Origin of the sequence: Dyella kyungheensis, from assembly GCF_016905005.1 — a bacterium.
Classification (GTDB): domain Bacteria; phylum Pseudomonadota; class Gammaproteobacteria; order Xanthomonadales; family Rhodanobacteraceae; genus Dyella; species Dyella kyungheensis.
In genome coordinates this window covers 605,624-630,098 of sequence record NZ_JADIKC010000007.1, presented here as the reverse complement: position 1 = coordinate 630,098, position 24,475 = coordinate 605,624, and the positions used below count along the sequence as shown (strand labels likewise).

The following is a 24,475-nucleotide window of genomic DNA, read 5'->3' as shown; positions in this document are numbered from 1 at the left end:
CGATGCGATTGCGCGGGAGATGAATCTGCGACCGCGGGCCACCCTCGACTACCACTGTCCGGCGGAGATGTTCATGCGTGCGCTGGGGCGCGATGACCTCGCCCAAGCGATCGATGATGCACTTCTAGATTGACACCGCCAACCAAAGAGAAGGGCCCCCCGGATGACGCGCCTTCCGGGCCTACGGCCCTCCAGGTGCGCGGGTGGGTTGCGGGGTTTTTCGACAGGGCATCCTGCCCTGGCGAAAAACTGGCCCGCATCCATGCGGGACACCCTTCGGGCTTTCCTCCACCCACCCGCCGCGTCATACGGGGACCCCAAGAGCCAAGAGCCAAGAGCCAAGAGCCAAGAGCCAAGAGCCAAGAGCCAAGAGCCAAGAGCCAAGAGCCAAGAGCCAAGAGCTGCAGATCTACTGTGGGAGCGCACCCTGTGCGCGACAAACCGACGGAGCGGTACATCCCAGCGTGACTATCGCGCACAGGGTGCGCTCCCACAGAAAAAACCAGACGTTTCCGCGAGCACCCGCCCCTCACCCCGGCCCTCTCCCCGGCGGGGAGAGGGACAAGTGGGGTGCATCGCGAAGACAAGCCATGGGCGATGCGCAGCGAGCCTCCGCTTTAAGTCCTCAGCGATTCGGGCGCGTTGCGCAGCGCATTGAAGTACCCCTGGGGTACCCTCCCATGGAGATCCGGTGGGACGCGCCTCAACCGTTCGTGCTCGGATTCAACACGATGCTGCCAGCTTTAAAGGCCATTTCTTTGGGTTACTTTTCTTTACTCCGGGCATCCTGCCCTTCGCCCTTCGGGCCGGCTTCGCCGTTCGCATGCGCTCCTGCGCATGCGTGGGCCAGCAAAGAAAAGTGACTCGAGCGGCGGCAGCCGTTCGAAACGCCCGCTGCGTAAGCGGCCTGATCGCGGTATGACCACAACCGAAGATTGACGAAACTCGATGACCAGCCATTCGGCTGTTGAACAGCGCTTCCGGCTCGCGCCGGAATGACGAGCTAAAAAGCGAGCCCCATGCAGTTCAGTTAAGAAACAACTTCTCCGCCAACTTCGCCAGCGGCTTCTCCATCGCGTTCTGCAAACGCGGCGGCAATTCCAGCGGCTTGAGCAACATCTTCACCGTCATCTCCGCGGGAATATTCCTCCGCAGCAGATCCTGCGCCCGCCCGGTGATGCGCTTGAACTCTGCCTGGTTGTCCTTGTGCTGCGGATAGCACTGGTCGAACACGTGGCGCAGTGCGATGTCGCTGTCTTCGCTGCGGATCTCGTTGACCCGGCGCAGGATCGCGCGGAACACCTTGTAGCGGCCGAAGCCTTCGCGTTCGCGATAGATCCTGTAGTGCTGGTAGAAGTGCTTGTAGTGGCGCACTTCGTCGCTCTTGATGTGGCCGGTGAGTTGCTTGAGCACGGGTTCATCGGTGATGTCGTTGAGTGCGCGGTAGAGGCTGGCGGTGCCTGTTTCCACCACGCAGCGCGCGGCCAGTTCCAGGCCGCGGCTGGTTTCCAGTTGTTCGGATGTGCACACCGCGCCGTACTCGGCCCAGAACGCTGCGAAGCCTTTGTCCCAGTCGAATTCCGGCCATACCGCTTTCACGTAGGCGGCGAGGGCGCGGCCATGCTGCAGTTCCTCGTGTTCCCAGTGCTGGCTCAACCAGGTCTGCAGGGCTTCGTCGCCGGCGAAGTGCTCGACCAGATTGTGCGTATACAGATCCGAGCCGCTCTCCACGAACGACGAACTGCATAGCAGAAAGAACAGGTCTTCGTTTTGGCGCACACGCGGAATGTCGATCCGACTGAAATCCAGGCTTTCCAGGGTCCAGGGCAACGATTGGGTATAGCTCACGCGGTCATTCCTGTACGGGGCAACGGGCTGGCTCGACGCGGGGCGGCGCCAGCCTGGCATGACGTTCGTGTGACAGCATACGACGAGACGACGACGTGGGATTAACGAGCGCCGACTCGCGAGCCGCTTGGCCGGCTCAACGCACCACGGTCACGGGCACATGGGCCCGTTCCAGCACGTCGCTGGAGACCGAGCCCAGCAGCCAACGCGCCAGCGCGCCGCGTTCGGTGTGGCCGATCACGACGTGATCGATGCCATGGCTGCGCACCTGTTCCAGCAGCACGTCGCCCGGGCTGCCGCGCACCACTTCGGCGTCGATCAACGAAGCCGAGCCCGGCACAAGTTCTTTCACTTCTTCGAGCAACTGGGAGCAACGCTTGCCGCCCTGGTCGGTCATCATCAAGGGGCAGGTGTCGGCACTGCCTTCGGTGACCTGCAGGACGGACACCACCCGCACCCGGCCGCCGGATGCCTGCGCGAGTTGCACGGCAAAACGAACGGCGCGCTGCGAGGTGGCGGAGCCGTCATAGCCGACCAGCGAATACTTGAGCATGCGCTTACCTCTTGCCGCGGCAGGTATGGGATGTCCGAGCCGTCTTTTCCGAGTCTCGCTGCCAGCCTAATCCTCGGCGCATGCGGGCGCTACGGGTGGCGCTCCACACACAAGCGGTGCCCGATGCACGGTTGTTGTTCGCCGCGCAAGCTGCGGGTGCGACAAGCTTTTTGCTGCCTTTCGAGCGCGTCCTGGATCAAGCCGTTAACGAAGCGTGCAGCGATTTGCACATTGCGTTCACGGGAACTGCCGACGATGGAGGGGCTACGGCGGACATGTGCAAGCACTTCGCTCACCCCGGTGGCAGGCGTTGTCCAACGTTCTCATTCACAGCAAGGAGATGAAGATGATCAAGCGTTCGATGGGTATGGCAGCTCTGGTTCTGGCTTGTGCTGGCGCGATGTCGGCGGCACCGGTTTCCACGGCCCGCGCGGCAGATGCCGAAGTGAAGTGCGATCTATCCTTCAGCCTTTCCGGTTGGTCGGCGATCTACAAGCACGCATCCGGCAGCGGCACCGTGGTGTGCAGCAACGGCGAGCGTGCCAAGGTGAAGATCTCGTTGAATGGCGGTGGCTTGACGGCAGGCAAATACCACATCGACAACGGCAAGGGTGACATCACCCACGTGCATGGCATCAAGGACGTGTTCGGCGACTACGCGCAGGCCGGTGCCGAGGCGGGCGTGGTGAAGACGGGCGAGGCCCAGGTGCTGACCAAGGGCACGGTGTCGCTGGCGCTGCACGGCAGCGGCGAGGGCATCAACCTCGGTGTCTCCGTGGGTCAGTTCACCATCACCAAGGCGGAGTAACCGCCTGCTGGTTCGAGTCTGCAGAGGGCGCCGCATGGCGCCCTTTGTTTTAGGGACCTGTTCCAACCGGGCGCGGTTTAAGCGGAGAGCTTGAACAGGTTCTTGCGCGTACACTCTGCTTTTCGATCCGGAGTGACCCATGCGCCGCCTCTCGCTGCTGTTGATGTTGAGTCTTCTGTTGGGGCTGCTGGCTCCCGCCTATGCCGACGAACCCGCATCCGCGCTGCCGCAGGTGGGGCAGGCGGCGCCCGCGTTCCGCCTGCAGGACCAGAACGGCAAGTGGCACACGCCCGCCGATCACCAGGGTCGCTGGGTGGTGCTGTATTTCTATCCCAAGGACTTCACCCCCGGTTGCACCGCGCAGGTCTGCGCGTTCCGCGACGACGTCGCCAAGCTGCGCCAGCAAGGTGCCGACGTGCTCGGCGTGAGCCTGGACGATGTGAAGTCGCATGCCGACTTTGCCGCCAAGTACCACGTGCCGTTCCCGCTGCTTTCCGATGCCGACAGCAGCACGGCGCAGACGTACGGCGTGCTCGCTTCCAAGGTGGGCTTCAAGTACGCCCGTCGCACCACCTTCCTGATCGATCCGCAGGGCAAGATCGCGAAGGTGTACCAGGACGTGGATCCGGAGAAGAACTCCGCCCAGGTGCTGGCGGATCTGGCCACGCTGAAGGCGTCGCACTGATGCCGCTGATGGCGCGTGTGGAAAGCGGCCGCCGCGACGGTTTTACCTTGTGGCGCATCGTGGTGTGGCTGATTCTGCTGCTGGCGGCGTATGGCTGTCTGCAATATCTGCTGCACGCTCAGCAGGTGTGGCGCACGCTGCACCCGCTGCCGGCGTCCAATGCTGAGGACATCACCCAGCTGCAAAAGATGCTCGCCTGGGACGTGGTGTATTTCGTCGCCTCGTTCGCCCTGGTGGTGATCTGCGCGGGCGCCATTCTTCGCCAGGCCTGGGCGCGTGTGTCGCTGCAGGCGGCCAGCGTGCTGCTGGCGGTGGGTTGGGGACTGGTGGGCGGCGTGCTGCTGTTTGCGCACTGGCGCGAATTCAGCCAGGCGGTGGCGCTGACCAACGCGCAGGATGCGTTGGACCCGGCATCGCAGATGGCGCTCGCGCATATGCGCCGCTCCTTCCTGATGGCCCTGGGCATCAAGATCGCCTGCATCCCGGTGTTGCTGTGGCTGGCCTGGTGGCTGGGACAGCCGCAGACGCGCGCGCAGTTCCGCAAGCTGCGCTGAGTTCGATTCAGGTGCGGTTGCCGCAGCGCGGGTTATCGCTGCGGCATCGTTTCCTCCGGTTCATTCCCATGCTCCTGCGCCGCCTGTCGATATCCGTTTCCCTCGCGCTGGCCTGCGCGGCCGCGCAAGCCCAGGATCTGGCGACCACCTGCCATGCCACCAGCAGCTACGACCTGACCATCGCGCCCAATCGCCTCCAGTTCGACCGGCCGCAACCGCTGCCGCGCCAGGTCGAGCTGCGTGACGGCAACCTGCGCACCGACGGCACCAGCGTGACCCTGCGCGCAGACGAGCAGGACCGCCTGGCGCTGTTCGAACGCGAATTGCGTGCCCTGGCGCCACGGGCGAAGGCGGTCGCATCCAACGGCGTGGATATGCTGGCAGCGGCCATGCACGACGAAGGCGGCCGCCTGTCGCTCGATCCCGCCACCCGGACGGAGCTGGACCGCCGCGTCGCGGCCCGTGCCACGGAACTCAAGCAGCGCCTCGCCGCCAGCAACAGTACCCGCGACTGGCAGGGCAATCTGGCCGACCAGTACGCCAATCAGCTGGCCTCGGACCTGATGCCCCTGCTGGCGAACGACCTCGGCCAGCAGGCCGTGAATGCCGCCATGACCGGCGATCTGCAGGCCGCGGCCAGCCTGCGGGACACCGCCTCGGACCTCACCACCCAGCTGCGGCCCCGCCTGGAGCAGCGCATGCAGGCCCTGGCGCCACAGATCCAGGCCTTGTGTCCCGCCGTCCAGCGGTTGGCCGAATTGCAGCAGGGCATTCGCGGGGCGGGCGGCCAACCGCTGAATTTGCTCGAGGTGGGCCAGTAAAACCGGGGCTGAGCAGGATTTCCCTGAGTACCCGCGATTAACCTCCCGCTAAGTGGCAAGGGCAGAGGATGGCACCCGCAGTCGTATTTGGCCGTCAGGAGGCGACTTCGTGTCGCGTACACCGCAATACAACGCTCTCATTCGACAGGGCATCGATGACCGGGACATGTACCGTCGGGCGCTGGCCCAGGTGCGTGAGCCCGGGCTGCAGGCGCTATTGGCAGAGAACCTGCACACCCTCGACACCCTGATCGGCGATCTGCAGGCCCAGGTGCATGCCACCGGCTCCACCCCGGCGCGCCATGGCACGCTGGCCGGCGCGGTGCGCAGCGCGCTGGCCGAAATGGTCACGGGCATGGCGTCCAACCGCGATTCGGCCTGGATCCACTATCTCGCACGCAACGAGTGCGCGCTGCTGAACAGCTTCGAGCAACAGATGGCGCAGGCCTCGGACGACTCGGCGCGTGTGCTGAGAGTCCAGTTGTCGCGGCTGCATGGCATCCATAAGGATATGCACTGCCTGGCCGGCACCACCCACGGTTGACCGGCGACCCATCGATGAGGATCGCGTGTGCCGTCGACTCCTGCGGACGTGCTGGATTTCTGGTTCGACAGCGACTCCGAAGCGCTCTGGTACGAGCGTAACGACGCCTTCGATGCCGCCATCGGCAAGCGCTTCGGCGACACGCTGGAAGCTGCCCTGCGCGGCGATCTCGATGGCTGGGCCGAAACCCCCGAAGGCTGGCTGGCGCTGCTGATCGTGCGCGACCAGTTCAGCCGCAATCTCTACCGCCACGATGCCCGTGCATGGGCCGGCGATCCCGACACCCAGGTGCTGGCGCTCGATGGCATCGCGCAGGGATACGACCAGCGCCTGGCGCCGATGCAGCGGGTGTTTGCCTATATGCCGCTCGAACACGCCGAGAGCCCGGTGCTGCAGCAGCACTGCGTGCGCCTGTTCGAACGGCTGCTGGCGTGTCAGCCGGAAGCGCAGCGTCCGCGTTTCCAGAACTACCTCGATTACGCCCGTCGACACCACGATGTGATCGCGCGGTTCGGCAGGTTTCCCCACCGCAACGCCGTCCTTGGCCGTACCGATACACCTGCGGAGCAGGCCTATCTCGCGACCCCGGGCGCGGGTTTCTAAGCGTCACCGACGACACGGAGTTCATCATGCGCCGCTATCTCCTGCTTGCCTTGCTCCTGCTGAGCGCTTCCGCCTATGCCTCCAACACCTATCGTGTCGGCAGCGAGGTACTGACCGTGGGCGACAGCGCCGTGCGTGCCATGCAGTTGATGGGCAAGCCGGACTTCAAGGAACCGGTGGAGAGCGATTTCGGCGGCTACCAGGGCGAGCGGTGGCAATACCTGCGCGACGACGGGCGGGTGGTCATCATCACCATCGTCAACGGCAGGGTGTCGGACATCGCCGATCGCTCGCGCTGATCGCTGCATCCGGATTCAAATGTCGCGACTCCCTTGTGGGAGCGCACTTGTGCGCGACTGGGGCCATACCCGTCGCGCACAAGTGCGCTCTCACATGGACTGAGGATGCTTGACGAACTTGCGCGAGTGCTGCCGACATGTCGGCGCGGCTGCGAACGCATCGCGGCTTGGACCATCGCATCACTAACCTGCTCCCACGCGTCAAACGGGTGGGGAAGAGGTGCTGGCGATGCGCAGTCTCGTTGTTCTGTTGCTTGGTCTGTCGATGACCTGCCTCGCCCACGCCGGCAGTGGAACGCTGCGCGTGGGCAGCCAGGTGCTGGTGGTGGGCGACAGCGCCGCGCGAGTCGTGGAGTTGCTGGGCAAGCCGGCGTACCGCTCGCACGCCAAGCCGGCCTCAGGCAGTCACGGCAGGAGGCGCAAGGGTGGCCACCGGTCGTCGTCAGCGGGTGGCGAGCAATGGCAGTACCGGCAGGGGCGCCGCATCGTGACCATCGTGGTGGCCGACGGCAAAGTGGCCTCCATCCGCGACGACGGCAGCTGATCGCCGTGGCGGCAGGGCTGCCCCCTGTGCGATAAGGAGCGCGACGCCACGGAGATCGCGCCATGCCCGAGACCACGGTCAGCGCAGCAAGCCACTCGAACAACCTGCTGCGTCCGCGCCAGCCCGGGATGCACGGCAAGGTCACCAATATCGAGCTGTTCTTCGACCTGGTGTTCGTCTACGCGGTGACGCAGCTCTCGCACACGTTGCTGGGCGATTTGAGCGTGCTGGGCGCGCTGCATGTGCTGCTGTTGTTCCTGGCCGTGTGGTGGGTGTGGATCTTCACCGGCTGGATCACCAACTGGCTCGATCCCGACCGCTTTGCCGTACGCCTGCTGGTGCTGGCGCTGATGTTTGGCGGCCTGCTGTTGTCGGTGGCGTTGCCGGAAGCGTTCGACGGCCATGCCCTGTTGTTCGCCGTCGCGTATGCGTCGATGCAGGTGGGACGCTCGCTGTTCATGGTATGGGCACTGCGTGATTCGCCACCGGCCGCGCGCCTCAACTTCTATCGCATCACGCTGTGGTTTGCGGTGGCGGGTGTGCTGTGGGTGGTGGGAGGCTTGGCGACGAGCGAAGCGCGCCTGGCCTGGTGGGCGCTGGCCCTTGGCATCGAATACCTCGGGCCGGCGGCGTTTTTCTATGTGCCGGGACTGGGGGGTTCCAACACGCGCGAATGGGATGTCGAAGGCGGGCATCTGGCGGAGCGCTGCAGCCTGTTCGTGATCATCGCGCTGGGCGAATCGGTGGTGGTGATGGGCAGTACCTTTGCCGAAAGCGCGCGCACGGCGGACGTGTGGCTGGCCTTTGTCTCGGCCTTCATCGGCTGCGTGGCGATGTGGTGGATCTATTTCGACATCGGGGTGGAACGGGGCAGTCGCTCGATCCGCGAATCGGATGATCCGGGCCGCACGGCGCGATTGGGCTACACCTATCTGCATCTGCTGATCGTCGCCGGCATCGTGGCTTGTGCCGTGGGCGACGAGCTGAGCCTGGGGCATCCGCACGCCATCGCGGAAACCGCGCAGATCGCCGTGTTGCTCGGCGGTCCGGCGCTCTATCTGCTGGGCAATGCGCTGTTCAAGCAGACGGTCAACCATACCAACCTGCCGCTCTCGCATCTGGCGGGGCTGGGCGCGCTGGTCGTGTTGATCTGGCCGGCACTGTCGATATCGGTGGCGACGCTGACCGCAGTCACCACCCTGATCCTGGTGGTGGTGGCGGCGTGGGAAACGGTGTCCTTACGTAAACTGCGGCGCGAGCTTTACAGCACCGCCGACGAGTGATCGGCGTCTCACGCGTGCGTTCCTATACGGCGCCTGGATGCAGTTGATCGAGCATTTCCCGGGCACTCCATGCGCGCCGCGTCTGTTCGGCCTCATGGATCAATTGCACGAGACGTTCGTTCACCGGTGCGGGTACGCGATGTTGCGCCGCCAGCCGTACGACCTCGCCGTTGATCGCATCGACCTCGGTGGGGCGGCCTCGTTCCAGGTCCTCCCACATCGAAGAACGCGCCACCGGATCGATCGCCAGCAGCCGCGACGCGAGCCGCTTGAACCACGCATCCGGCATATCCAGCACGCGCGGCAGCCACTGCGGCGGCAGCGGGGTGAGCTTGGCCGGATGAATGTCCGCTGCCGCGAATACGGCCAGCGCCTCGCGTTGCGCCAACGCCAGGCAGCGGCGCCAGTCGCGCTGCGAGAGTTCGTCCTTCAAGGGCAGGTCGGACAGCGCGTTCAGTGCGTTGTTGAGGTTGAGCAGCAGCTTGGCTGCCAGCACGGCCGGCATGTCGCTGCGCGCCGTCAGCGGCAGGCCCGAGGCTTCGAACACGGGCAGGAATGCCGCCAACGATTCGTGCGCCTCGACCATCAACTCGCCCGCGGAACCCTGGTGGAAGTCGCCGGGAATGCGTTGCAGCACGTTGAACGGCACCATCCCGGCGAGCACCGGATGACCGGGCAGCGCTTCGCGCAACGTCGCCGCGTTGTGCAGGCCGTTCTGGAAACTCACCACGGGTACGCCAGGCGCGATGACTTCCGCCAACTCGCGCGCCACCGTTTCGGTGGCCGACGACTTCACCGTCACCAGCACCAGATGCGCCTTGGCGGCCGCGAAGGGATCGACCTGCAGCTCCACGTCGCGCGTGGCCACGTGTTCATGGCCGCCTTGCAGGTCGCTCCAGTCCAGTCCGCCATGGATGCGCCACGCGTCGATCACGCGGCGTCGGCCTATGCAGGTGATGCGTGCGTTGTCGTGCAGCCGGGCGCCGAGATAGCCGCCCACGCTGCCGGCGCCATAGATGGCGATGCGAGGCAGGGCATGCACGCTCATGCGATCGCCTTGGCCGCAGCACGACCCGCGATACGACCGGAAAACAGGCAACCACCGAGGAAACTGCCTTCCAGTGCGCGATAGCCATGCAGGCCGCCGCCGCCGAAACCGGCCGCCTCGCCCACGGCATAGAGGCCGGGCATCGGTTGGCTATCGTGGCCGAGCACGCGTGCATCGAGATCGGTTTCCAGGCCGCCCAGCGTCTTGCGCGTGAGGATGTTCAGGCGCACCGCGATCAACGGGCCGTTCGCCGGATCGAGCAGGCGGTGCGGCTTGGCCACGCGCACCAGCTTGTCGCCGCGATAGCGACGCGCGTTGTGGATGGCCATCACCTGGCCGTCCTTCGTGTACGGGTTGTCGAACTGACGGTCGCGTGCTTCGATTTCCCGGCGAATATGCGCGACATCGAGCAGCGTGTTGCCGGCCAGCGCATTCATGCCGGCGACGAGTTCCTCCAGCGTATCGCGCACGATGAAGTCGCGGCCGTGTTGCTTGAACGCTTCCACGGGCGCGGGCGCGCCCTTGCCGATTGCGCGCTTGGCGACCTGGCGCCAGCTCTTGCCGGTGAGATCGGGATTCTGTTCCGAGCCCGACAAGGCGAATTCGCGGCGGATGATCTGCTGGTCGAGGATGAACCAGCTGTAGTCGTGACCGGTGCCGCGCAGATGCTCCAACGTGCCGAGCGTGTCGAAACCGGGCCACAGCGGACCGGGCAGCCGCTTGCCTGTCGCGTCGAACCAGAACGACGACGGACCCGGAAGAATGCGGATCGCATGCTTGGGCCAGATCGGATTCCAGTTCTCGATGCCTTCCACGTAATGCCACATGCGGTCGCGATTGATCAGCCGCGCGCCGGCGTTTTCGCTGATGCCCAGCATGCGGCCGTCCACATGCGCGGGCACGCCGCACAACATGTGCGTGGGCGCCGGACCCAGCCGCTCCGGCCAGTTCCTGCGCACCAGCGCGTGGTTGCCGCCGATGCCGCCCGAGGCCACGATCACCGCTTGCGCGCGTTGCTCGAAGCCGTGCAGCACATCGCGCGAACTCGGCTTGCCGCGTTCCATGCCGTCGGCGGCCAGCACGCTGCCGCGCACGCCGACCACGGCGCCGCCTTCCACGATCAGTTCATCCACGCGATGACGGAAGCCGAACTGCAGCAGGCCTTTCGCCTGCGCCTCGCGGGCGCGCCGCACGAACGGCTCGATCACGCCCGGACCGGTGCCCCAGGTCACGTGAAAGCGCGGCACCGAATTGCCGTGGCCGATGGAACCGTGGCCACCGCGTTCGGCCCAGCCCACCACCGGAAACCAGCGCATGCCCATCGCATGCAGCCAGGCGCGTTTCTCGCCCGCGGCGAAATCCACGTACGCCTCGGCCCAACGGCGCGGCCAATGATCTTCCGCGCGGTCGAACGCGGCGGTGCCCATCCAGTCCGCCAGCGCCAGTGCATGCGAATCGCGCACGCCCATGCGCCGTTGTTCCGGCGAGTCGACGAAGAACAATCCGCCGAACGACCAGAACGCTTGCCCCCCCAGGCTTTGTTCCGGTTCCTGTTCCAGCACCAGCACGCGCTTGCCGGCATCGGCCAGCTCCGTGGCGGCCACCAGCCCGGCGAGGCCGGCTCCCACCACGACCACATCGCACCCATCCCGCATTCCCCGCCTCCCCGTGGCGATTTGCGTTCCCGAACTTAGCGTGATGGCGAGAGCATTCCTATGCGCGCTGCGTCATAGCCCAGAAGTCTCGGGTGACTGGTGGCACGGCATGACCACAGGCCCATGCCGGAAAACCATGCTGTGCCGCATCGTGGCTTTCGAGGGCCACGGAGGTGGCGCACGGAGGGGCGGGGCATGCGTATCACCATGATGGCTTGCGCGATGGCGGCGGGACTGACGCTGGGCGGTTCGCTGCATGCGCACGATTTCCAGGTGCATGACGGGCATTGCGGCTATTCCACCGCCTACGACGTGCAGGTCATGCCCAGCGGCATCGGTTTCCATCGCGACGCGGGTCAGCCGGTCGACGTGTTCATGCATGACGGTCACCTGCGCGTGAATGACCGCGAGGTCGCGGTGAACAGCGAGGACGCGACCCGCCTGCGCGACTACGAGCAGCAGGTCCGCCAGCTGTTGCCGGAAGTGGCCGGCATTGCGCGCGAAGGCGTGAACATCGGTTTCGCCGCGATGCGCACCGTGCTGATGACCTTCGCCGAGAACGACGACGAGCGCCGCCGCATGGTGGGACGTCTCGATGAAAACCATCAGCAGGCGCTGGCACGCCTCGACGCAGGCCTGGGCCAGGGCGTGTGGAAATCGGACGACATGGAGGCGGTGGTGGAGAAGAGCGTCGAGGATTCCGTGTCCGACCTGGTTTCCAAGGTGGCGGGGCAGGCGGTATCCGCGGCGCTCTCGGGCGACCAGAGCAAGGTGGCCGCGCTGGAGGCCCGCGCCGATTCGCTCGACAAGAGCATCGACCGCGAAGTGAACAAGCGGGCGAACGAACTGGACAAGCGCGCGGAAGCCTTGTGCCCGCGGCTCAGCTCGCTCGACGCCCTGCAACGGCAGTTCCAATTTCGCCTGCAGGACGGCTCGCGCCTGCAACTGCTGGCGTACGACAACAAAACCAACAACAAGAAGCTGACACCAGCCACGGACAGTGCGCGCGCCGGCGGAGGCGAATCCGCGCACTGATCTTACGTCGGAGCTCCCCTGCTCGACCTTCGGCCGCGTCGGCTCCCCCGGCGCGGTCGCTTTATGCGTGCACGCAACGGAACCTTGATCCATGGGTTGCTAGGCTCGCGGGGTTTTTTCCTTGCGAGAACCGCCCTCCATGCACGATCTCCTGGCCCGTCTGCCGCTTTCCGAAGCCACCATCGCCACGCTGATCAATATCGGCCTGGCCCTCCTGATGCTGTTGATCGGCCTGTGGCTGGCGGCGCGCGTGGCCAATATCGCGCAGCGCGCCATGCAGCGGGCGAATGTCGACATGACGCTGAGCGGCTTCCTGCGCAATCTCATCTACGGCGTGCTGATCGCGATGCTGATCGTGATGGCGCTGCAGCAGGCCGGCGTGCCGTCGGCGCCGCTGGTGGCGGCGCTGGGCGCCGGCGGACTGGCCATCGGCCTGGCCTTGCAGGGTTCGCTGAGCAACCTGGCCTGGGGCGTGCTGTTGATCGTCTTTCGCCCGTTCCGCGTGGGCGACTACATCCAGGCGGGCGGCGTGGAAGGCACGGTGGAAGCGGTGAGCCTGATGCACACGATGCTGACCATGCCCGACAACCGCGAGGCGGTGGTGCCCAATGCCAAGATCGGTTCGGACGCGATCATCAATTTCAATCGCCGCGGCACGCGCCGCTTCGAGCTGAAGCTGCGCATCGGCTACAAGGACGACATTGGCAAGACGATGGACTTGATCCGCAGCCAGTTCGCCGCCGATCCGCGCATCCTGAAAGATCCTGCGCCCGGCGTATGGACGGAAGGCCTCAGCGACGCCGGCGTGATGCTGGTGCTGCGCGCCTATACCAACAGCGGCGACGGCTGGGGCGCGCAGACCGACCTGCTGCGTGCGCTGAAGGAGCGTTTCGAGGCCGAGGGCATCAGCCTCTCGCCGCCGCCCCCCTCCATGGTGCTGCAGCAGGGCCGGCTGCCGGAGCAGACCACCTGACGAAGTGGAATGCATCGGCGGGCGAGCCCGTTGCGATGGGTCGGAAGGCGGCTAGACCAAAGTAGTGCATACGTATGCGAATGGTGCCTTCAAACGATCCAAAAGCGTCCGGAACGGGGTCTCGTTCGCTATCATTGAATACCTTAAGCGGCCGTCATCCCCGCCGGCTCGCCATCGCCATCCGTAGGAGAAACCATGGCCGACCTTAAAGAAGCACGCGTTCCCGATATCGGCAGCGAAAACGTGCCGGTAATCGAAGTGCTGGTGAAGCCCGGCGACAAGGTGGCCAAGGAGCAAGGACTGGTCACGCTGGAGTCGGACAAGGCGACCATGGAAGTGCCGGCCCCGTTCGCGGGCACGGTCAAGGAAATCAAGCTGAAGGTGGGCGACGAGGTGTCCGAAGGCACGCTCATCGCCATCATCGAAGCCGAAGGCGAGGCCGCCGCACCCGCCGCCAAGCCCGCTGCCGCGCCAGCCAAGGCCGAAGCGCCCGCCAAGGCCGCGCCCGCTGCGCCGGCTCCCGCACCTGCTCCGGCCGCCGCGCCTGCTGCCGCTGGCGGCGGTGGCGTGCAGGAAGTGAAGGTGCCCGATATCGGCAGCGAAGACGTGCCGGTGATCGAGATCCTGGTGAAGGTGGGCGACACCGTCACCAAGGACCAGGGCCTGATCACGCTGGAATCGGACAAGGCCACCATGGAAGTGCCGGCCCCGTTCGCGGGCGTGGTGAAGGAAATCAAGGTCAAGATCGGCGATGAGCTGTCCGAAGGCAGCCTGATCGCCCTGGTGGAAGCCGCTGGCGGCGCACCTGCCGCCGCGCCGGCTCCCGCTGCCGCGCCGGCGGCTGCCAAGGTCGAAGCGCCGAAGGTCGAGGAGAAGCCGGAACCCGTCGGCGGTCGCAGCGTGCTGCCGGGCAATGCGCCCGAAGGCGACGTGGCACCCACCGCGCGTCCGCCGTTCGATGCCGGCATCGTGATGCCGGGCGATGCGCCGTACGCCAGCCCTGCCATCCGCGCTTTTGCGCGCGAGCTGGGCGTGGACGTGCGCCAGGTGAAGGGCACGGGCCGCAGCGGCCGCATCCAGCGCGAAGACGTCACCGGTTACGTGAAGCACGCGCTGGCCTCCGGCGCGCGTCCCAGCGGTGCGCCGGTCGCCGCGGGCGGCGGCCTCAACCTGCTGCCGTGGCCGAAGGTCGACTTCAGCAAGTTCGGCGAGATCGAAGAGAAGCCGCTGTCGCGCATCCAGAAGATTTCGGGTGCCAACCTGGCGCGCAACTGGGCGATGATCCCGCACGTCACCCAGCACGAAGACGCCGACATCACCGAACTGGAAGCGTTCCGCAAGAAGCTCGGCGAAGAGAACAAGGATCTGAAGGTCACCCCGCTGGTGTTCCAGATCAAGGCCGTGGTCGCCGCGCTGAAGAAATTCCCGCAGTTCAACTCCTCGCTGGATGTGACCGGCGAGAAGCTGACCCTGAAGAAGTACTTCCACATCGGCATCGCGGTGGACACGCCCGATGGCCTGGTGGTGCCGGTGATCCGCGACTGCGACAAGAAGGGCCTGCTGGACCTGGCCGCCGAACTGGGCGAGATCTCCAAGAAGGCGCGCGACAAGAAGCTCGGTCCGAACGACATGTCGGGCGGCTGCTTCTCCATTTCCTCGCTGGGCGGTATCGGCGGCACCTCGTTCACGCCGATCGTCAACGCACCGGAAGTGGCCATCCTCGGCGTGTCCAAGGCGGCCATGAAGCCGGTGTGGAACGGCAAGGAATTCGCGCCACGCCTGATCCTGCCGCTGTCGCTCAGCTACGACCACCGCGTGATCGACGGCGCGCTCGCCGCACGCTTCGCTTCCTTCCTCGCACAGCAGCTGGGCGACATCCGCCGACTGCTGCTCTGACGCCTGAGCGTTGCTCCCTCTCCCTCCGGGGAGAGGGCCGGGGTGAGGGGCCCATCTTGCGCCAGTCCTCACTGCGTAGCGAAAAGAACTAAGGATTCCCCATGGCAAGCACCATCGAAATCAAAGTCCCCGACATCGGCGGTCACGACAACGTGCCGGTGATCGAGGTGCTGGTGAAAGTCGGCGACACGGTCGCCAAGGAACAGAGCCTGGTCACGCTCGAATCGGACAAGGCCACGATGGAAATTCCGTCGAGCGCCGCCGGCGTGATCAAGGAACTGAAGGTCAAGGTGGGCGATGAAGTGTCCGAAGGCGCGGTGATCGCCGTGCTGGAAGCCGCCGATGGCGCGGCCAAGGCGGAAGCGCCGAAGGCCGAGGCACCCAAGGTTGCTGCACCGGCACCGGCCGCTGCTCCTGCGCCCGCGCCCGCCGCTGCGCCGGCGCCGAAGGCCGCTGGCGCCTCGGGCCGCACGCCCGACATCGAATGCAAGCTCGTCGTGCTCGGCTCCGGCCCTGGCGGCTACACCGCCGCCTTCCGCGCCGCTGACCTCGACGTCGATACGGTGCTGGTCGAACGCTATGCCTCGCTCGGCGGCGTCTGCCTCAACGTGGGCTGCATCCCGTCCAAGGCGCTGTTGCATGCGGCCGCGGTGATCGATGAAGCCGAGGCCATGGCCGCGCACGGCGTCACCTTCGGTGCGCCCAAGCTCGACCTCGACAAGCTGCGCGACTTCAAGACCAAGGTGGTCGGCAAGCTTACCGGCGGCCTGGCCGGCATGGCCAAGCAGCGCAAGGTGCGCACCGTGCAGGGCGTGGGCACCTTCGTTTCGCCGAACGAAATGGAAGTCCAGACGGCCGAAGGCACCAAGCTGATCCGCTTCGAGAACGCCATCATCGCGGCCGGCTCGCAGGCCGTGCGCCTGCCGGCGTTCCCGTGGGACGACGAGCGCATCATCGACTCCACCGGCGCGCTGGAACTGAAGGACGTACCGAAGAAACTGCTGGTGGTCGGCGGCGGCATCATCGGCCTGGAAATGGCCACGGTGTATTCCGCGCTGGGCAGCGAAGTGACCGTGGTCGAGTTCATGGACCAGCTCATTCCCGGCGCCGATGCCGATCTGATCAAGCCGCTGGCGCAGCGTCTGGCCAAGAAGCTCAAGGGCGTGCACCTGAAGACCAAGGTGGTGGAAGCGAAAGCCACCAAGAAGGGCATCGAGGTCAGCTACGAAGGCGAGAGCATTCCCGAGACCGCGCTGTTCGACCGCGTGCTGGTCGCCGTGGGCCGCTCGCCCAACGGCAACAAGATCGGCGCCGACAAGGCCGGCGTGGCCGTGACCGATCGCGGCTTCATCAACGTCGATACGCAGATGCGCACCAATGTGCCGCACATCTACGCCATCGGCGACCTGGTGGGCCAGCCGATGCTGGCGCACAAGGCCACCCACGAAGCGCGTGTGGCGGCGGAAGTCGTGTCCGGCATGAAGAGCCATTTCGACGCACGGGTGATTCCGTCGGTCGCTTTTACCGATCCGGAAATTGCCTGGGTCGGCGTGACCGAGCGCGAAGCGAAGGAAAAGGGCCTGAAGATCGGCGTGGGCAAGTTCCCCTGGGCAGCCAGCGGCCGCGCGATCGGCATCGATCGCACCGAGGGCTTCACCAAGCTGATCTTCGACGAGGAAACCCATCGCATCGTGGGTGCCGGCATCGTCGGTCCGCACGCGGGCGACCTGATCAGCGAGCTGTGCCTGGCGATCGAGATGGGTGCCGAGGCGGCCGATATCGGCCTCACCATCCATCCGCATCCCACGTTGGGTGAGTCGGTGGGCATGGCGGCCGAAGTCTACGAAGGCACCATCACTGATCTGTACCTGCCGAAGAAGAAAAAGTAATCGCGGCAGATGCGTTGTGCAGAAAGAGCCCGGGAACTCCCGGGCTCTTTTTTTATGCCGCGATCAGTTCGACTCAGTGAACTGGATGTACGGCGTGGAACCGCCCGCCTTGGTGCAGCTGCCGAGGTTGAGGTTGTTGCTCTCGCCGGTGGAACCGGAGTTGGCAACGCACGACGGCACGGCCGTCGAGCCGTCGGTCACCGCCAGCTTGACGGTGATGGACGAGCCGCTGTTGAACTTCGCTTCCGAACCGCCGGCATTGCCGACCACGTTGAACTCGCCGACCTTCCACACCTGGGCGAGCAGCAGCACGCTGTCCTTGCCGCTGGAGGTATAGGCCTTGGTGCCATTGGTGAATACCACCGTGTCGTTGCCGCCGGCGGTGACCGAGCCGGTGAGCTTCACGTTCGCCAGCTGCGTGGCCGGCACATCGGGTGCGGTGGCCGCTGCGCTGTTCTTGTAGCAGTCGCCTTCGCCGTCACTGCCGAAACCGCTCGGGCAGGTGGTGCCGCCGTAACCGATCAGCCAGTACTGCATGAACACCGCCGCCTGGCCCTGCACCTCGTAGTCGGGCGCATAGACGAACTGCTGCCACACCGTGCAACCGGAGTGGCTCTTGCACGCGGAGGTGGTGTCGTCGAAGCTTGAATTGATCTGCAGCGAGTATTCGTTCGCGCCCAGGATGCCGCCGCCGCCATACGCAGCCACGCCCACGCCGCTCTCCGAGGTCACGCCGGTGACGGACGGGAAGCTGCCCACGGCCTGCGTGATCAGGCTCGTGGTCTGGATCGTGTAGTCGTTGCCGTTGCCGGCGGTCTGCGCGGCGCCATTGTTGAACAGGCGGAAGCGCGGCACCGGTGCCACGCGCGGAGTGACTTCATGGCACGCGGCCTGGTGCCAGATGACGCTGGGGTAGGTGGCCTCGAAACAACCTTCCGACGGCGTGGCGATGTGCGCCATGCTTTCGCGCCAGCTCGCCTGCGCCTGTTCTTCCAGCGCGCCGAGGTGGTTGGATGCCGTCTGGGCGGAAACGACGGCGGGAATACAGGCGGCGGCGATCAAGCCGGCGAGTACAGCGATCTTGGTTTGTGCACGCATTGTTATTCTCCCTGGTACGCGAATAGCTATCGATTTCGGCTCCGGGGAATTCCGGTAGCCGATGACGGACAAAAACAAACCCTCACGCCGCAACGGAGCGTTGCAGCGAATCTCTTGCGCTTGCGTTGATCCTTCCAAGCGGAAGGAGTTGGAGCGATCACGTTTCGATCACGAACACCCGAAAATCCGCCAGGCGGCGAGTGCTCTACCCGGTTTGGTAACGCATAAAAATCGCGGTTGCAAATCGAAAAATAGTGCGTCGGCTGTTGTAAGCAATTCGACAGCGAGCGTTGCATTGCTTGAAACGATGCGAGCTGTTGAGGCACAACAGTTTCTTCTTTGCAGAAAGTGCGCGAACGTGTTGCGCGATTTCGAGGTCGACGTAAATTGTCACGAGCGTGAATTTCGTCATCACGACGATTTGAAGAAGCGGCTCATGTCATGTATCGCACATGCAGCAAAAATGCTTAAAACAAGCCATTTTTGTGCTGCACGAGATGTCTGTGACGTGCTGCGCATTTCGCGTGTGGCGTCGCGCCGAGTTGTGATTGATGCGTGAAGTCTTTCGATGACACGCGCAGTCTTGCGCGACGCTGTATCGGAGCTTGTCTGCTTCCCGTTGCAAACAGGCTGCGACAGGATGAAAAAAACCGCCATGCCGCACGGTGCGGCATGGCGTTTTTCCAAGTGGGGTTTACTGTCCCTGTTTCGCCAATGCAGCCTTGATCGGCAGCGAGGTCTGCTCGAGATAGCCGACGGTCTCGTTCGAGGTGTTGATCATCTGCTGCAGCACCGTGAGGAACTCGATCGGATCGACATCCTTGCCCAGGCCAATGCGTGTATGCAGGTCGACCATGCGCGGCGCATCGAGCGCCAGGGTCATGTTGTGCGCGGTCCAGCTGGCGGCGTCCCGCTGCGCGGCGTAGGCCGCCGCAAAGCGATGCAGGCGCTCGACGTCGATCCAGGAGGCGGACTGGTTGGCCACCGCCACATCCCATGCCTCCGTGCTGAAGGCGGGCCAGTTGATGCCGAGCTTGACCTGGTCGTTCAGTTGCCGGATGTGCTGGTTGATGTCGGCGTCGGACTTGCCGCTGCGGACGTCGTCGATGATCGCCTTGTCGACGGCGATCAGCGGCTTGAGATGCTCCTGATCGACGTCGATGGCTTTCTGGATGTCGCGCAGCGTGTCGCCCAGTTCGGCTTCGATCCGCGCACTGGCGTACTCGGCCGCGTGCCGGTGGTGCACGCTCTCGATCCACTGCTCCAGCCCCAGCGCGGTAAGGATGCTGAGCACGATCATCAGGTAATGCTGCGCGAATTCGCGAAGCGAATGCAGCTTCACTTTGGGGACTTCGAAATGCATGTTGAATTCTTCCATCACGGACCATCAAACGCGCGACGCGCCAGCGCCGCAGTAAAAGTCAGGCGTCGTAACCCAGGCGCTCCATCATGGGCTGCAGGATGGGCAGCACGGGTTCGAACATGTCGCGGTAAGCATGCCAGCGATTCACCGCCTTGCGGTGGATGCCCTCGGTGACCTGAGCGTAGCTGGGCGTACTGATGTATCCCTTGGCCCGCGCATGCTCGGCGAAGCGGGCCATGGGCGATGCATCGGCCAGCTCGAGGAACTGGCCGACGCGGCTCACCTGCTCGTCGAAGCGTTCGACCACCGATTCGTAGCGCCATTCCAGCACCCGTGGCGCCAACACCTCCACGTTGCCGAACCAGTGCTCGAAGGCCTGGACGTAGCCCTCGGCGAGGCGCTGCAGCGATGAGCACATCACCATGAAAGCGGGCGAGCGGAAGGGCTGCATGAAGCAGCTCAGCAGCACGTCGCACGGATGCCGCAGGCAGAGAATGATGCGAGCCTCGGGAAACAGGCGCGCGATCATCGGCAGGCACAGCATGTTCAGCGGATTCTTGTCGACCAGGCGATGGGCGCCGAGCCCGGGCACGACCTTGGCCGCCAGTTGACGATAGATCGCGCGCAACTGGTCGGCTTCGCCCTGGCTCAGGTTCGCCAGTCCCGCTGGATACGGTTGGCCGGCGAGATTCATCCGCTCGGTCAGCTCGTAGACGAAGGCGCGTTCGTCCATCGAGCGGAAGTCGGGGTGTGCGTCGAGCATCTGTTCCAGCAGCGTGGTGCCCGAACGCGGAAAGCCCACGACGAACACCGGACTGTCCTGCTTTCGCGGCCCATCGAGCGTGCGCCATCCATCATGTTCACGATGGCTGACGCCGTGGGCCGTCATCGCCAACGGCCGGCTTCCTTCGGCGAGCAGTTCGGGAACGATGTCGCGTGCAGTGGCGAGCTGGACCTCGTGCGCCATTTCCGCAGCCCGCCAGGCCTGCTGGTGCTGCCCCTGTTTGGCCAGCGCGGCAGCGAGGGCGAACGCGGCATTGGCGCGCACGTCGTGCTCCTGCGCGGTATCGAGGATGCGCTGGCTGAGCGTGGCCGCGCCGGTGCTGTCGCCGAGTCGAGCCGCTACAGCCGCGTGAGCGCTCAGTCCCTCGCTGCGCAGGGCTTGGTTGACGGCGGGGAGCGTCTCCAGCATTTCCAGCGGCAGTGCGGCCAGTTCCGCCTGGGCTTGTTCGATGCGGTTGTTGCGCTCGTGCAGGGCGGCGCGCCGGGCGGCGAGCCGCCAGCGAGCGACCTGGGCTTGCTCGCCCTCGGGCAGCACGGCTTTGTCGAGCGCCGCGAACGCGTCCGGCAGGCAGCCCTGGGTGGCGAGCATGGTGGCAAGGATCAGCGCCTGCTCCACCGGCTGAGGCGGCCACGCTTCGGCACCGTCCAGCATCGCCTGTTCGCCGCTGTTGTCGCCGCACACATGGCAGGCATAGGCGGCCTGCAGCCGTGCATCGATGAAGGCGGGCACCAACTGCACCGCTTCCAGCAGTGCCTCCCGTGCCTGCAACCATCGTTGCTGCTGCGCGTAGAGCAGGCCGAGGTTGTAGTGGATCTGGGCCTCCTGCGGCGCCAGCGAAAGCGCCTGCCGCAGCGCGTGTTCCGCCGTGGGCAGGTCGTCCAGCTGGCGCGCGACGACGGCCAGGTTGTTCCAGTATTCGGCGACGTCGGGACGGCGATCGACGAGGCGGCGGAAGCTGGCCAGCGCATCGTCGAGTTTGAATTGAGACTGCTGCGCCGCGCCCAGCAGGAGCAGCACGGTGTCGCCGGCATCGCCGGCCTGCGCCACGGATTCGCCCAGCGCCAGCACCGTCGCCATATCGCCGCCGTGATAGGCAGCGAGCATGCGCGTGGCAACCTCGGCGGTGGAAGGGGGCTTGGACATCGCCGCATGCTAACAGCGAAAAGGCCGCGGCTGGATCGCCGCGGCCTTTGGTTTTGCTGCTTCGAACGACCTCGCTTAGAACTTCACCGTCGCACGAGCCCAGTAGTAGCGGCCGATGGTGTCGTAAGTGGCGGTGTCGACGTTGTAGTTGACGCCGTTCTGGTAGATCAGCGGCGGCACGCGGCCGGTCAGGTTGTCGATGCCCAGGTCGAAACGCGTCTTGATGACCGGGACTTCGTAGCCTGCCGAGATCGAGTGATAGGTGATGCCACCCATCTGCGCGCTGGCTCCGGTCAGGAAGTCGGCGTTGAGGTTGGTGACGTGGTTGATGTAGCGGCTCTGCCACTGGGCGCTCCAGTTGCCCAGCGCCCAGTTGAGGGTGAACGTGCCGCGCAGACGCGAGATATTGCCGAACTGCTGCGAATAGGTGCCCGCGTAGTCGACGGTGCTTGCACCAGGCTGATTCGGCGTAGCGTCTACTTTGTAGGTGGAGGTATAGGTGGCGTTGAGTCCGGCCTTGAACCTACCCGGGTCTACGCTGCCCACGTCGAAATGCGGGATGGCATAGTTCAAGGTGAAGTCGACGCCGCTCGTGCTCAGGTTGCCCAGGTTCACCACCGGCGTATTGATGTAATTGACCGCACCCGCCAGCTTGCTGGTGTTGTCGTAGCGGTTGATGTACGAGCAATACGGACTGTTGTTGTTGGCGTAGCACGAGTTCAGCACGGTCTGCGCGGCAATCGGGGTGAGCGTGTCCGTCAGGTAGATGTGCCAGAAATCCAGCGAGCTCGATACGCCTTCCAGCCAGCTGGGCGAATAGACGAAGCCGATATCGATCGACTTGCCCTGCTCAGGCTTGAGCGAGGTGCCCACGGCGGCCGCGCCGGAGTAGTAGCCGGTGACCTGACCGAGCGGGTTGCCCGTCCAGTTGACGGGAACGTTCTGGCAGGCAGCGGTGTGCTGGTTGAGTTCGGCCTGGCTCAGACCCACGCATGGGTCCGAAACCGTGGGGCCGGCGACCGTGCGACCGTCGTACAACTCATCGAGGTTGGGCGCGCGGAAGACCTGCGAGACCGTGCCGCGCATGAGCAGGTCGGCGATCGGCCGATACTCGATCGCGAACTTGCCGTTGGTGGTGTTGCCCGAGGTGTTGTAGTCGGAATAGCGCACACCCAGGTCGACATTCAACGAGTACGCCCACGGCTGTTCCGAAAGCAGCGGAATCAGCGTTTCGGCATAGACTTCCTTGACGTCGATGCTGCCGCCGCCGGGCGAGCCGCAAGCTTCGGACAGCACCACACAGGTGTTGGTGGCCGGGTCGAGCAGGGCGTCGCTGGTGACGTTGTAGTCGAGCGTGGACTTGCGATACAGCGCGCCGACCGAGAGCTGCATGGAGCCGGCCGGGAGATCCCAGAGGCTGCCGGAAGCATTCGCCTGCGCCTGCTTCATGCTGCTGGTGAGCGTGTACTGCGGTGCATCCACGCCATTCTTCAGCAGCGCAGTGACGGCCGGATCGGCCTGGTTGAAGATGTTGGCGCCGCCGTCGATGGCCGCCTGGAAGGCCGGCACGTTCACTTCGTTGTAGTTGGTCTGCACACGGCGGGTGTGGCCGTAGTCGAAGCTGGCATCCCAGATCCACGTGCTCTGACCGAACGCACCGCGCAGGCCGGCATTGAGCTGATAGTTGTCGGTGGTGAAGGTATGCAGGCGCGTGCCCAGGCCGGTGAGGCGCGTGCTGAGCTGGTAGCCGCTCGTGTTCGGATCGCCGATGGTGCCCTGGCTGAAGGTCACGCCGAACGGATTGATCGGGTTGCTGGCCAGCACATTCCAGCCGTCGCCGACGCTGGTCGGCGCCGGTGCATCCTGACCACTGGAGCTGGTGTGGTTGTAGAACGCATCGCCGAAGAACGTCACGCTGTCGGCGATCTTGTAGTTGCCGGACACGAAGAAGTTGCTACGTTCCTGCTGGGTCTGGATGTAGTTGTAGGCGTTGTAATTGAAGGTATCGCCGGCGCCGCCGTAGCAGCGGTAGTTGCCCAGGCTGCTGCCGTTGCCGTTGCCCAGCGTGACGTACGTGTTGCCCTGCGAATTGAGTGCGCAGCCGGCCGCGGCGGGCGAGCTGCCCGGAATAAGAATGCGGCCAGAGGGAATGGTGCCCGAGCCCGCAGCGTTCACCACGCCGCTGGAAAGATACAGCTGGTGGGACGAGAAGCCGCGACGGGTGGCGAGCACCGGGCTGTACTTGTTGTAGTCGACGCCGGCGACGATGTTGCCTTCCTCGCCACTGGCGCCCACGGTGAACTGGCCGCCGTGGCGCTGCGCGTCGCCATGGCTGGAAATGCCATCGTTCACGCTGAGCTCGGCGCCCTTGAAGTCCTTGCGCAAGATGAAGTTAACCACGCCGCCGATGGCGTCGGAGCCGTACACCGTCGAGGCGCCTTCAGCCAGCACGTCCACGCGCTCGATCATGTTCTGCGGGATCATGTTGACGTCTTGGTTGGCCAAACGTTGGCCGTCGACCAGTACCAGCGTGCGGGTCACGCCCAGGCCGCGCAGCGATACGCGTGCCGCGCCATCGCCACCTTCCAGCGTGGGGCTCGCGCCGCCGCCGCCGTTGCTGTTGTTCTGCGTATTGGTGGCATTGCCCGAAATGCTGGGCAGGGCCTGCAACACGTTGCCCAGGGTCGGGCTGCCGTTGTTGGTGATGGCTGCGCGATCCAGCGTGACGACCGGGCTGGCCGTCTCCGCGTCCACGCGGCGAATCAGCGAGCCGGTGACCGAGACGGCAGTAAGCGTCTTGGCGCTGGCCTTGTTCGCGGGTTGTTGATCGTTGGTGCCCTGACTCTGTGCGTTCGATGCGTCCTTGTTCGTTGCGTCCTGTGCCTGGGCCATGGCGGCCGTGGAAGCGATACCAACAGAAAGGGCCAAACGCACCGCTATCGATAGACGATTGTAATTGGACTGCATGGTTGTCTCCCCGAATTCGTAGGCAAAAGAGTCCCCGCTATAGGCGCCTAGACGTCTATAGGTGTTGCACCGCTTGATGGGT

At 65.0% G+C, this 24,475-nt stretch carries 22 protein-coding genes and 1 pseudogene; 15 read left to right on the top strand and 8 right to left on the bottom strand.

The genetic code is table 11. The features are described from left to right. Positions 1-133: pseudogene (locus ISP20_RS21860) on the top strand (IS30 family transposase); the annotation flags it as partial. 893 nt (positions 134-1,026) lie between these two features. Here ISP20_RS21860 and ISP20_RS17385 read toward each other — a convergent pair. Both ISP20_RS17385 and ISP20_RS17380 read right to left on the bottom strand, forming a co-directional pair. Beyond that, positions 1,027-1,848 carry a ferritin family protein gene (locus tag ISP20_RS17385; RefSeq protein ID WP_204637354.1) on the bottom strand — a complete coding sequence of 274 codons (822 nt, stop codon included), beginning with the start codon at positions 1,846-1,848 and terminating at the stop codon, positions 1,027-1,029. Positions 1,849-1,984: 136 nt separating this feature from the next. Then, a complete protein-coding gene (locus ISP20_RS17380; RefSeq protein ID WP_204637353.1) occupies positions 1,985-2,401 on the bottom strand; it encodes a universal stress protein in 417 nt (138 codons plus the stop codon). A 346-nt stretch (positions 2,402-2,747) separates the two neighbouring features. On the opposite strand from ISP20_RS17380, the gene ISP20_RS17375 reads away from it, so the two are divergent. The 9 genes from ISP20_RS17375 (at position 2,748) to ISP20_RS17335 (ending at position 8,542) form a co-directional block, all read left to right on the top strand. Continuing rightward, positions 2,748-3,209: a hypothetical protein gene (locus ISP20_RS17375; RefSeq protein ID WP_204637352.1), complete on the top strand. Its 462-nt coding sequence runs from the start codon at positions 2,748-2,750 to the stop codon at positions 3,207-3,209. A gap of 139 nt (positions 3,210-3,348) precedes the next feature. After that, the gene (locus tag ISP20_RS17370; RefSeq protein ID WP_204637351.1) at positions 3,349-3,894 is read left to right on the top strand and encodes a peroxiredoxin; all 546 of its coding nucleotides are present in this window, start codon (positions 3,349-3,351) and stop codon (positions 3,892-3,894) included. After that, positions 3,894-4,448 carry a hypothetical protein gene (locus tag ISP20_RS17365; RefSeq protein WP_204637350.1) on the top strand — a complete coding sequence of 185 codons (555 nt, stop codon included), beginning with the start codon at positions 3,894-3,896 and terminating at the stop codon, positions 4,446-4,448. Before ISP20_RS17370 ends, ISP20_RS17365 begins: the two co-directional genes overlap by 1 nt. 68 nt (positions 4,449-4,516) lie before the next feature. After that, positions 4,517-5,269: a DUF2884 family protein gene (locus ISP20_RS17360; protein ID WP_204637349.1), complete on the top strand. Its 753-nt coding sequence runs from the start codon at positions 4,517-4,519 to the stop codon at positions 5,267-5,269. 109 nt (positions 5,270-5,378) lie between these two features. After that, the gene (locus tag ISP20_RS17355; RefSeq protein ID WP_338031027.1) at positions 5,379-5,813 is read left to right on the top strand and encodes a PA2169 family four-helix-bundle protein; all 435 of its coding nucleotides are present in this window, start codon (positions 5,379-5,381) and stop codon (positions 5,811-5,813) included. A gap of 27 nt (positions 5,814-5,840) precedes the next feature. Then, positions 5,841-6,416, top strand: coding sequence for a DUF924 family protein (locus ISP20_RS17350; RefSeq protein ID WP_204637348.1), 576 nt, complete (start codon positions 5,841-5,843; stop codon positions 6,414-6,416). Between the two features lie 26 nt (positions 6,417-6,442). Continuing rightward, positions 6,443-6,715 (top strand): DUF2845 domain-containing protein, encoded by a 273-nt coding sequence (locus ISP20_RS17345; RefSeq protein WP_204637347.1) that lies wholly within the window; start codon positions 6,443-6,445, stop codon positions 6,713-6,715. A gap of 229 nt (positions 6,716-6,944) precedes the next feature. Beyond that, the gene (locus ISP20_RS17340; RefSeq protein WP_239535996.1) at positions 6,945-7,259 is read left to right on the top strand and encodes a DUF2845 domain-containing protein; all 315 of its coding nucleotides are present in this window, start codon (positions 6,945-6,947) and stop codon (positions 7,257-7,259) included. A 62-nt stretch (positions 7,260-7,321) separates the two neighbouring features. Then, positions 7,322-8,542, top strand: a complete 1,221-nt coding sequence (locus ISP20_RS17335) for a low temperature requirement protein A (protein WP_204637346.1) — start codon at positions 7,322-7,324, stop codon at positions 8,540-8,542. A gap of 22 nt (positions 8,543-8,564) precedes the next feature. On the opposite strand, the gene ISP20_RS17330 is transcribed toward ISP20_RS17335, so the two are convergent. Both ISP20_RS17330 and ISP20_RS17325 read right to left on the bottom strand, forming a co-directional pair. Further along, on the bottom strand, positions 8,565-9,590 hold the full coding sequence (locus ISP20_RS17330; RefSeq protein ID WP_204637345.1) for a 2-dehydropantoate 2-reductase: 1,026 nt from the start codon (positions 9,588-9,590) through the stop codon (positions 8,565-8,567). Continuing rightward, the gene (locus ISP20_RS17325) at positions 9,587-11,245 is read right to left on the bottom strand and encodes an FAD-binding dehydrogenase (protein WP_204637344.1); all 1,659 of its coding nucleotides are present in this window, start codon (positions 11,243-11,245) and stop codon (positions 9,587-9,589) included. Before ISP20_RS17325 ends, ISP20_RS17330 begins: the two co-directional genes overlap by 4 nt. Positions 11,246-11,440: 195 nt before the next feature. On the opposite strand from ISP20_RS17325, the gene ISP20_RS17320 reads away from it, so the two are divergent. The 4 genes from ISP20_RS17320 (at position 11,441) to lpdA (ending at position 17,038) form a co-directional block, all read left to right on the top strand. After that, complete coding sequence (locus ISP20_RS17320; protein ID WP_204637343.1) at positions 11,441-12,280, top strand: DUF2884 family protein; 840 nt, start codon at positions 11,441-11,443, stop codon at positions 12,278-12,280. Between the two features lie 139 nt (positions 12,281-12,419). Beyond that, the gene (locus ISP20_RS17315) at positions 12,420-13,253 is read left to right on the top strand and encodes a mechanosensitive ion channel family protein (protein WP_204637342.1); all 834 of its coding nucleotides are present in this window, start codon (positions 12,420-12,422) and stop codon (positions 13,251-13,253) included. A gap of 195 nt (positions 13,254-13,448) precedes the next feature. Further along, positions 13,449-15,149, top strand: coding sequence for a dihydrolipoyllysine-residue acetyltransferase (aceF, locus tag ISP20_RS17310; RefSeq protein WP_204637341.1), 1,701 nt, complete (start codon positions 13,449-13,451; stop codon positions 15,147-15,149). Positions 15,150-15,250: 101 nt separating this feature from the next. Further along, the gene (lpdA, locus tag ISP20_RS17305; RefSeq protein WP_204637340.1) at positions 15,251-17,038 is read left to right on the top strand and encodes a dihydrolipoyl dehydrogenase; all 1,788 of its coding nucleotides are present in this window, start codon (positions 15,251-15,253) and stop codon (positions 17,036-17,038) included. Between the two features lie 63 nt (positions 17,039-17,101). Here lpdA and ISP20_RS17300 read toward each other — a convergent pair whose 3' ends face one another. Beyond that, on the bottom strand, positions 17,102-18,136 hold the full coding sequence (locus ISP20_RS17300; RefSeq protein WP_204637339.1) for a hypothetical protein: 1,035 nt from the start codon (positions 18,134-18,136) through the stop codon (positions 17,102-17,104). Positions 18,137-18,197: 61 nt separating this feature from the next. Here ISP20_RS17300 and ISP20_RS17295 point away from each other — a divergent pair, with 61 nt between their 5' ends. Next, complete coding sequence (locus tag ISP20_RS17295) at positions 18,198-18,695, top strand: hypothetical protein (RefSeq protein WP_204637338.1); 498 nt, start codon at positions 18,198-18,200, stop codon at positions 18,693-18,695. 135 nt (positions 18,696-18,830) lie between these two features. Here the strand turns inward: ISP20_RS17295 and ISP20_RS17290 are convergent, their stop codons facing one another. The 3 genes from ISP20_RS17290 to ISP20_RS17280 all read right to left on the bottom strand — a co-directional run bounded on the left by ISP20_RS17290 (position 18,831) and on the right by ISP20_RS17280 (position 24,393). After that, complete coding sequence (locus tag ISP20_RS17290) at positions 18,831-19,499, bottom strand: hypothetical protein (RefSeq protein WP_204637337.1); 669 nt, start codon at positions 19,497-19,499, stop codon at positions 18,831-18,833. Positions 19,500-19,557: 58 nt separating this feature from the next. Further along, positions 19,558-21,426, bottom strand: a complete 1,869-nt coding sequence (locus ISP20_RS17285; RefSeq protein WP_239535994.1) for a tetratricopeptide repeat-containing sulfotransferase family protein — start codon at positions 21,424-21,426, stop codon at positions 19,558-19,560. A gap of 75 nt (positions 21,427-21,501) precedes the next feature. Further along, positions 21,502-24,393, bottom strand: a complete 2,892-nt coding sequence (locus ISP20_RS17280; RefSeq protein WP_204637336.1) for a TonB-dependent receptor domain-containing protein — start codon at positions 24,391-24,393, stop codon at positions 21,502-21,504. Positions 24,394-24,475: the final 82 nt, after the last annotated feature.

What these genes read in the sequence shown, in the direction of transcription:
- ISP20_RS17365 (WP_204637350.1), top strand. Translation starts at nt 3,894, where the DNA reads ATGCCGCTGATGGCGCGTGTGGAAAGCGGCCGCCGCGACGGTTTTACC.
- ISP20_RS17295 (WP_204637338.1), top strand. Translation starts at nt 18,198, where the DNA reads ATGACGGACAAAAACAAACCCTCACGCCGCAACGGAGCGTTGCAGCGA.
- ISP20_RS17380 (WP_204637353.1), bottom strand. Translation starts at nt 2,401, where the DNA reads ATGCTCAAGTATTCGCTGGTCGGCTATGACGGCTCCGCCACCTCGCAG.
- ISP20_RS17290 (WP_204637337.1), bottom strand. Translation starts at nt 19,499, where the DNA reads ATGCATTTCGAAGTCCCCAAAGTGAAGCTGCATTCGCTTCGCGAATTC.
- ISP20_RS17340 (WP_239535996.1), top strand. Translation starts at nt 6,945, where the DNA reads ATGCGCAGTCTCGTTGTTCTGTTGCTTGGTCTGTCGATGACCTGCCTC.
- ISP20_RS17345 (WP_204637347.1), top strand. Translation starts at nt 6,443, where the DNA reads ATGCGCCGCTATCTCCTGCTTGCCTTGCTCCTGCTGAGCGCTTCCGCC.
- lpdA (WP_204637340.1), top strand. Translation starts at nt 15,251, where the DNA reads ATGGCAAGCACCATCGAAATCAAAGTCCCCGACATCGGCGGTCACGAC.
- ISP20_RS17375 (WP_204637352.1), top strand. Translation starts at nt 2,748, where the DNA reads ATGATCAAGCGTTCGATGGGTATGGCAGCTCTGGTTCTGGCTTGTGCT.
- ISP20_RS17330 (WP_204637345.1), bottom strand. Translation starts at nt 9,590, where the DNA reads ATGAGCGTGCATGCCCTGCCTCGCATCGCCATCTATGGCGCCGGCAGC.
- ISP20_RS17320 (WP_204637343.1), top strand. Translation starts at nt 11,441, where the DNA reads ATGCGTATCACCATGATGGCTTGCGCGATGGCGGCGGGACTGACGCTG.
- ISP20_RS17315 (WP_204637342.1), top strand. Translation starts at nt 12,420, where the DNA reads ATGCACGATCTCCTGGCCCGTCTGCCGCTTTCCGAAGCCACCATCGCC.
- ISP20_RS17325 (WP_204637344.1), bottom strand. Translation starts at nt 11,245, where the DNA reads ATGCGGGATGGGTGCGATGTGGTCGTGGTGGGAGCCGGCCTCGCCGGG.
- ISP20_RS17280 (WP_204637336.1), bottom strand. Translation starts at nt 24,393, where the DNA reads ATGCAGTCCAATTACAATCGTCTATCGATAGCGGTGCGTTTGGCCCTT.
- ISP20_RS17370 (WP_204637351.1), top strand. Translation starts at nt 3,349, where the DNA reads ATGCGCCGCCTCTCGCTGCTGTTGATGTTGAGTCTTCTGTTGGGGCTG.
- ISP20_RS17335 (WP_204637346.1), top strand. Translation starts at nt 7,322, where the DNA reads ATGCCCGAGACCACGGTCAGCGCAGCAAGCCACTCGAACAACCTGCTG.
- ISP20_RS17285 (WP_239535994.1), bottom strand. Translation starts at nt 21,426, where the DNA reads ATGTCCAAGCCCCCTTCCACCGCCGAGGTTGCCACGCGCATGCTCGCT.
- ISP20_RS17300 (WP_204637339.1), bottom strand. Translation starts at nt 18,136, where the DNA reads ATGCGTGCACAAACCAAGATCGCTGTACTCGCCGGCTTGATCGCCGCC.
- aceF (WP_204637341.1), top strand. Translation starts at nt 13,449, where the DNA reads ATGGCCGACCTTAAAGAAGCACGCGTTCCCGATATCGGCAGCGAAAAC.
- ISP20_RS17360 (WP_204637349.1), top strand. Translation starts at nt 4,517, where the DNA reads ATGCTCCTGCGCCGCCTGTCGATATCCGTTTCCCTCGCGCTGGCCTGC.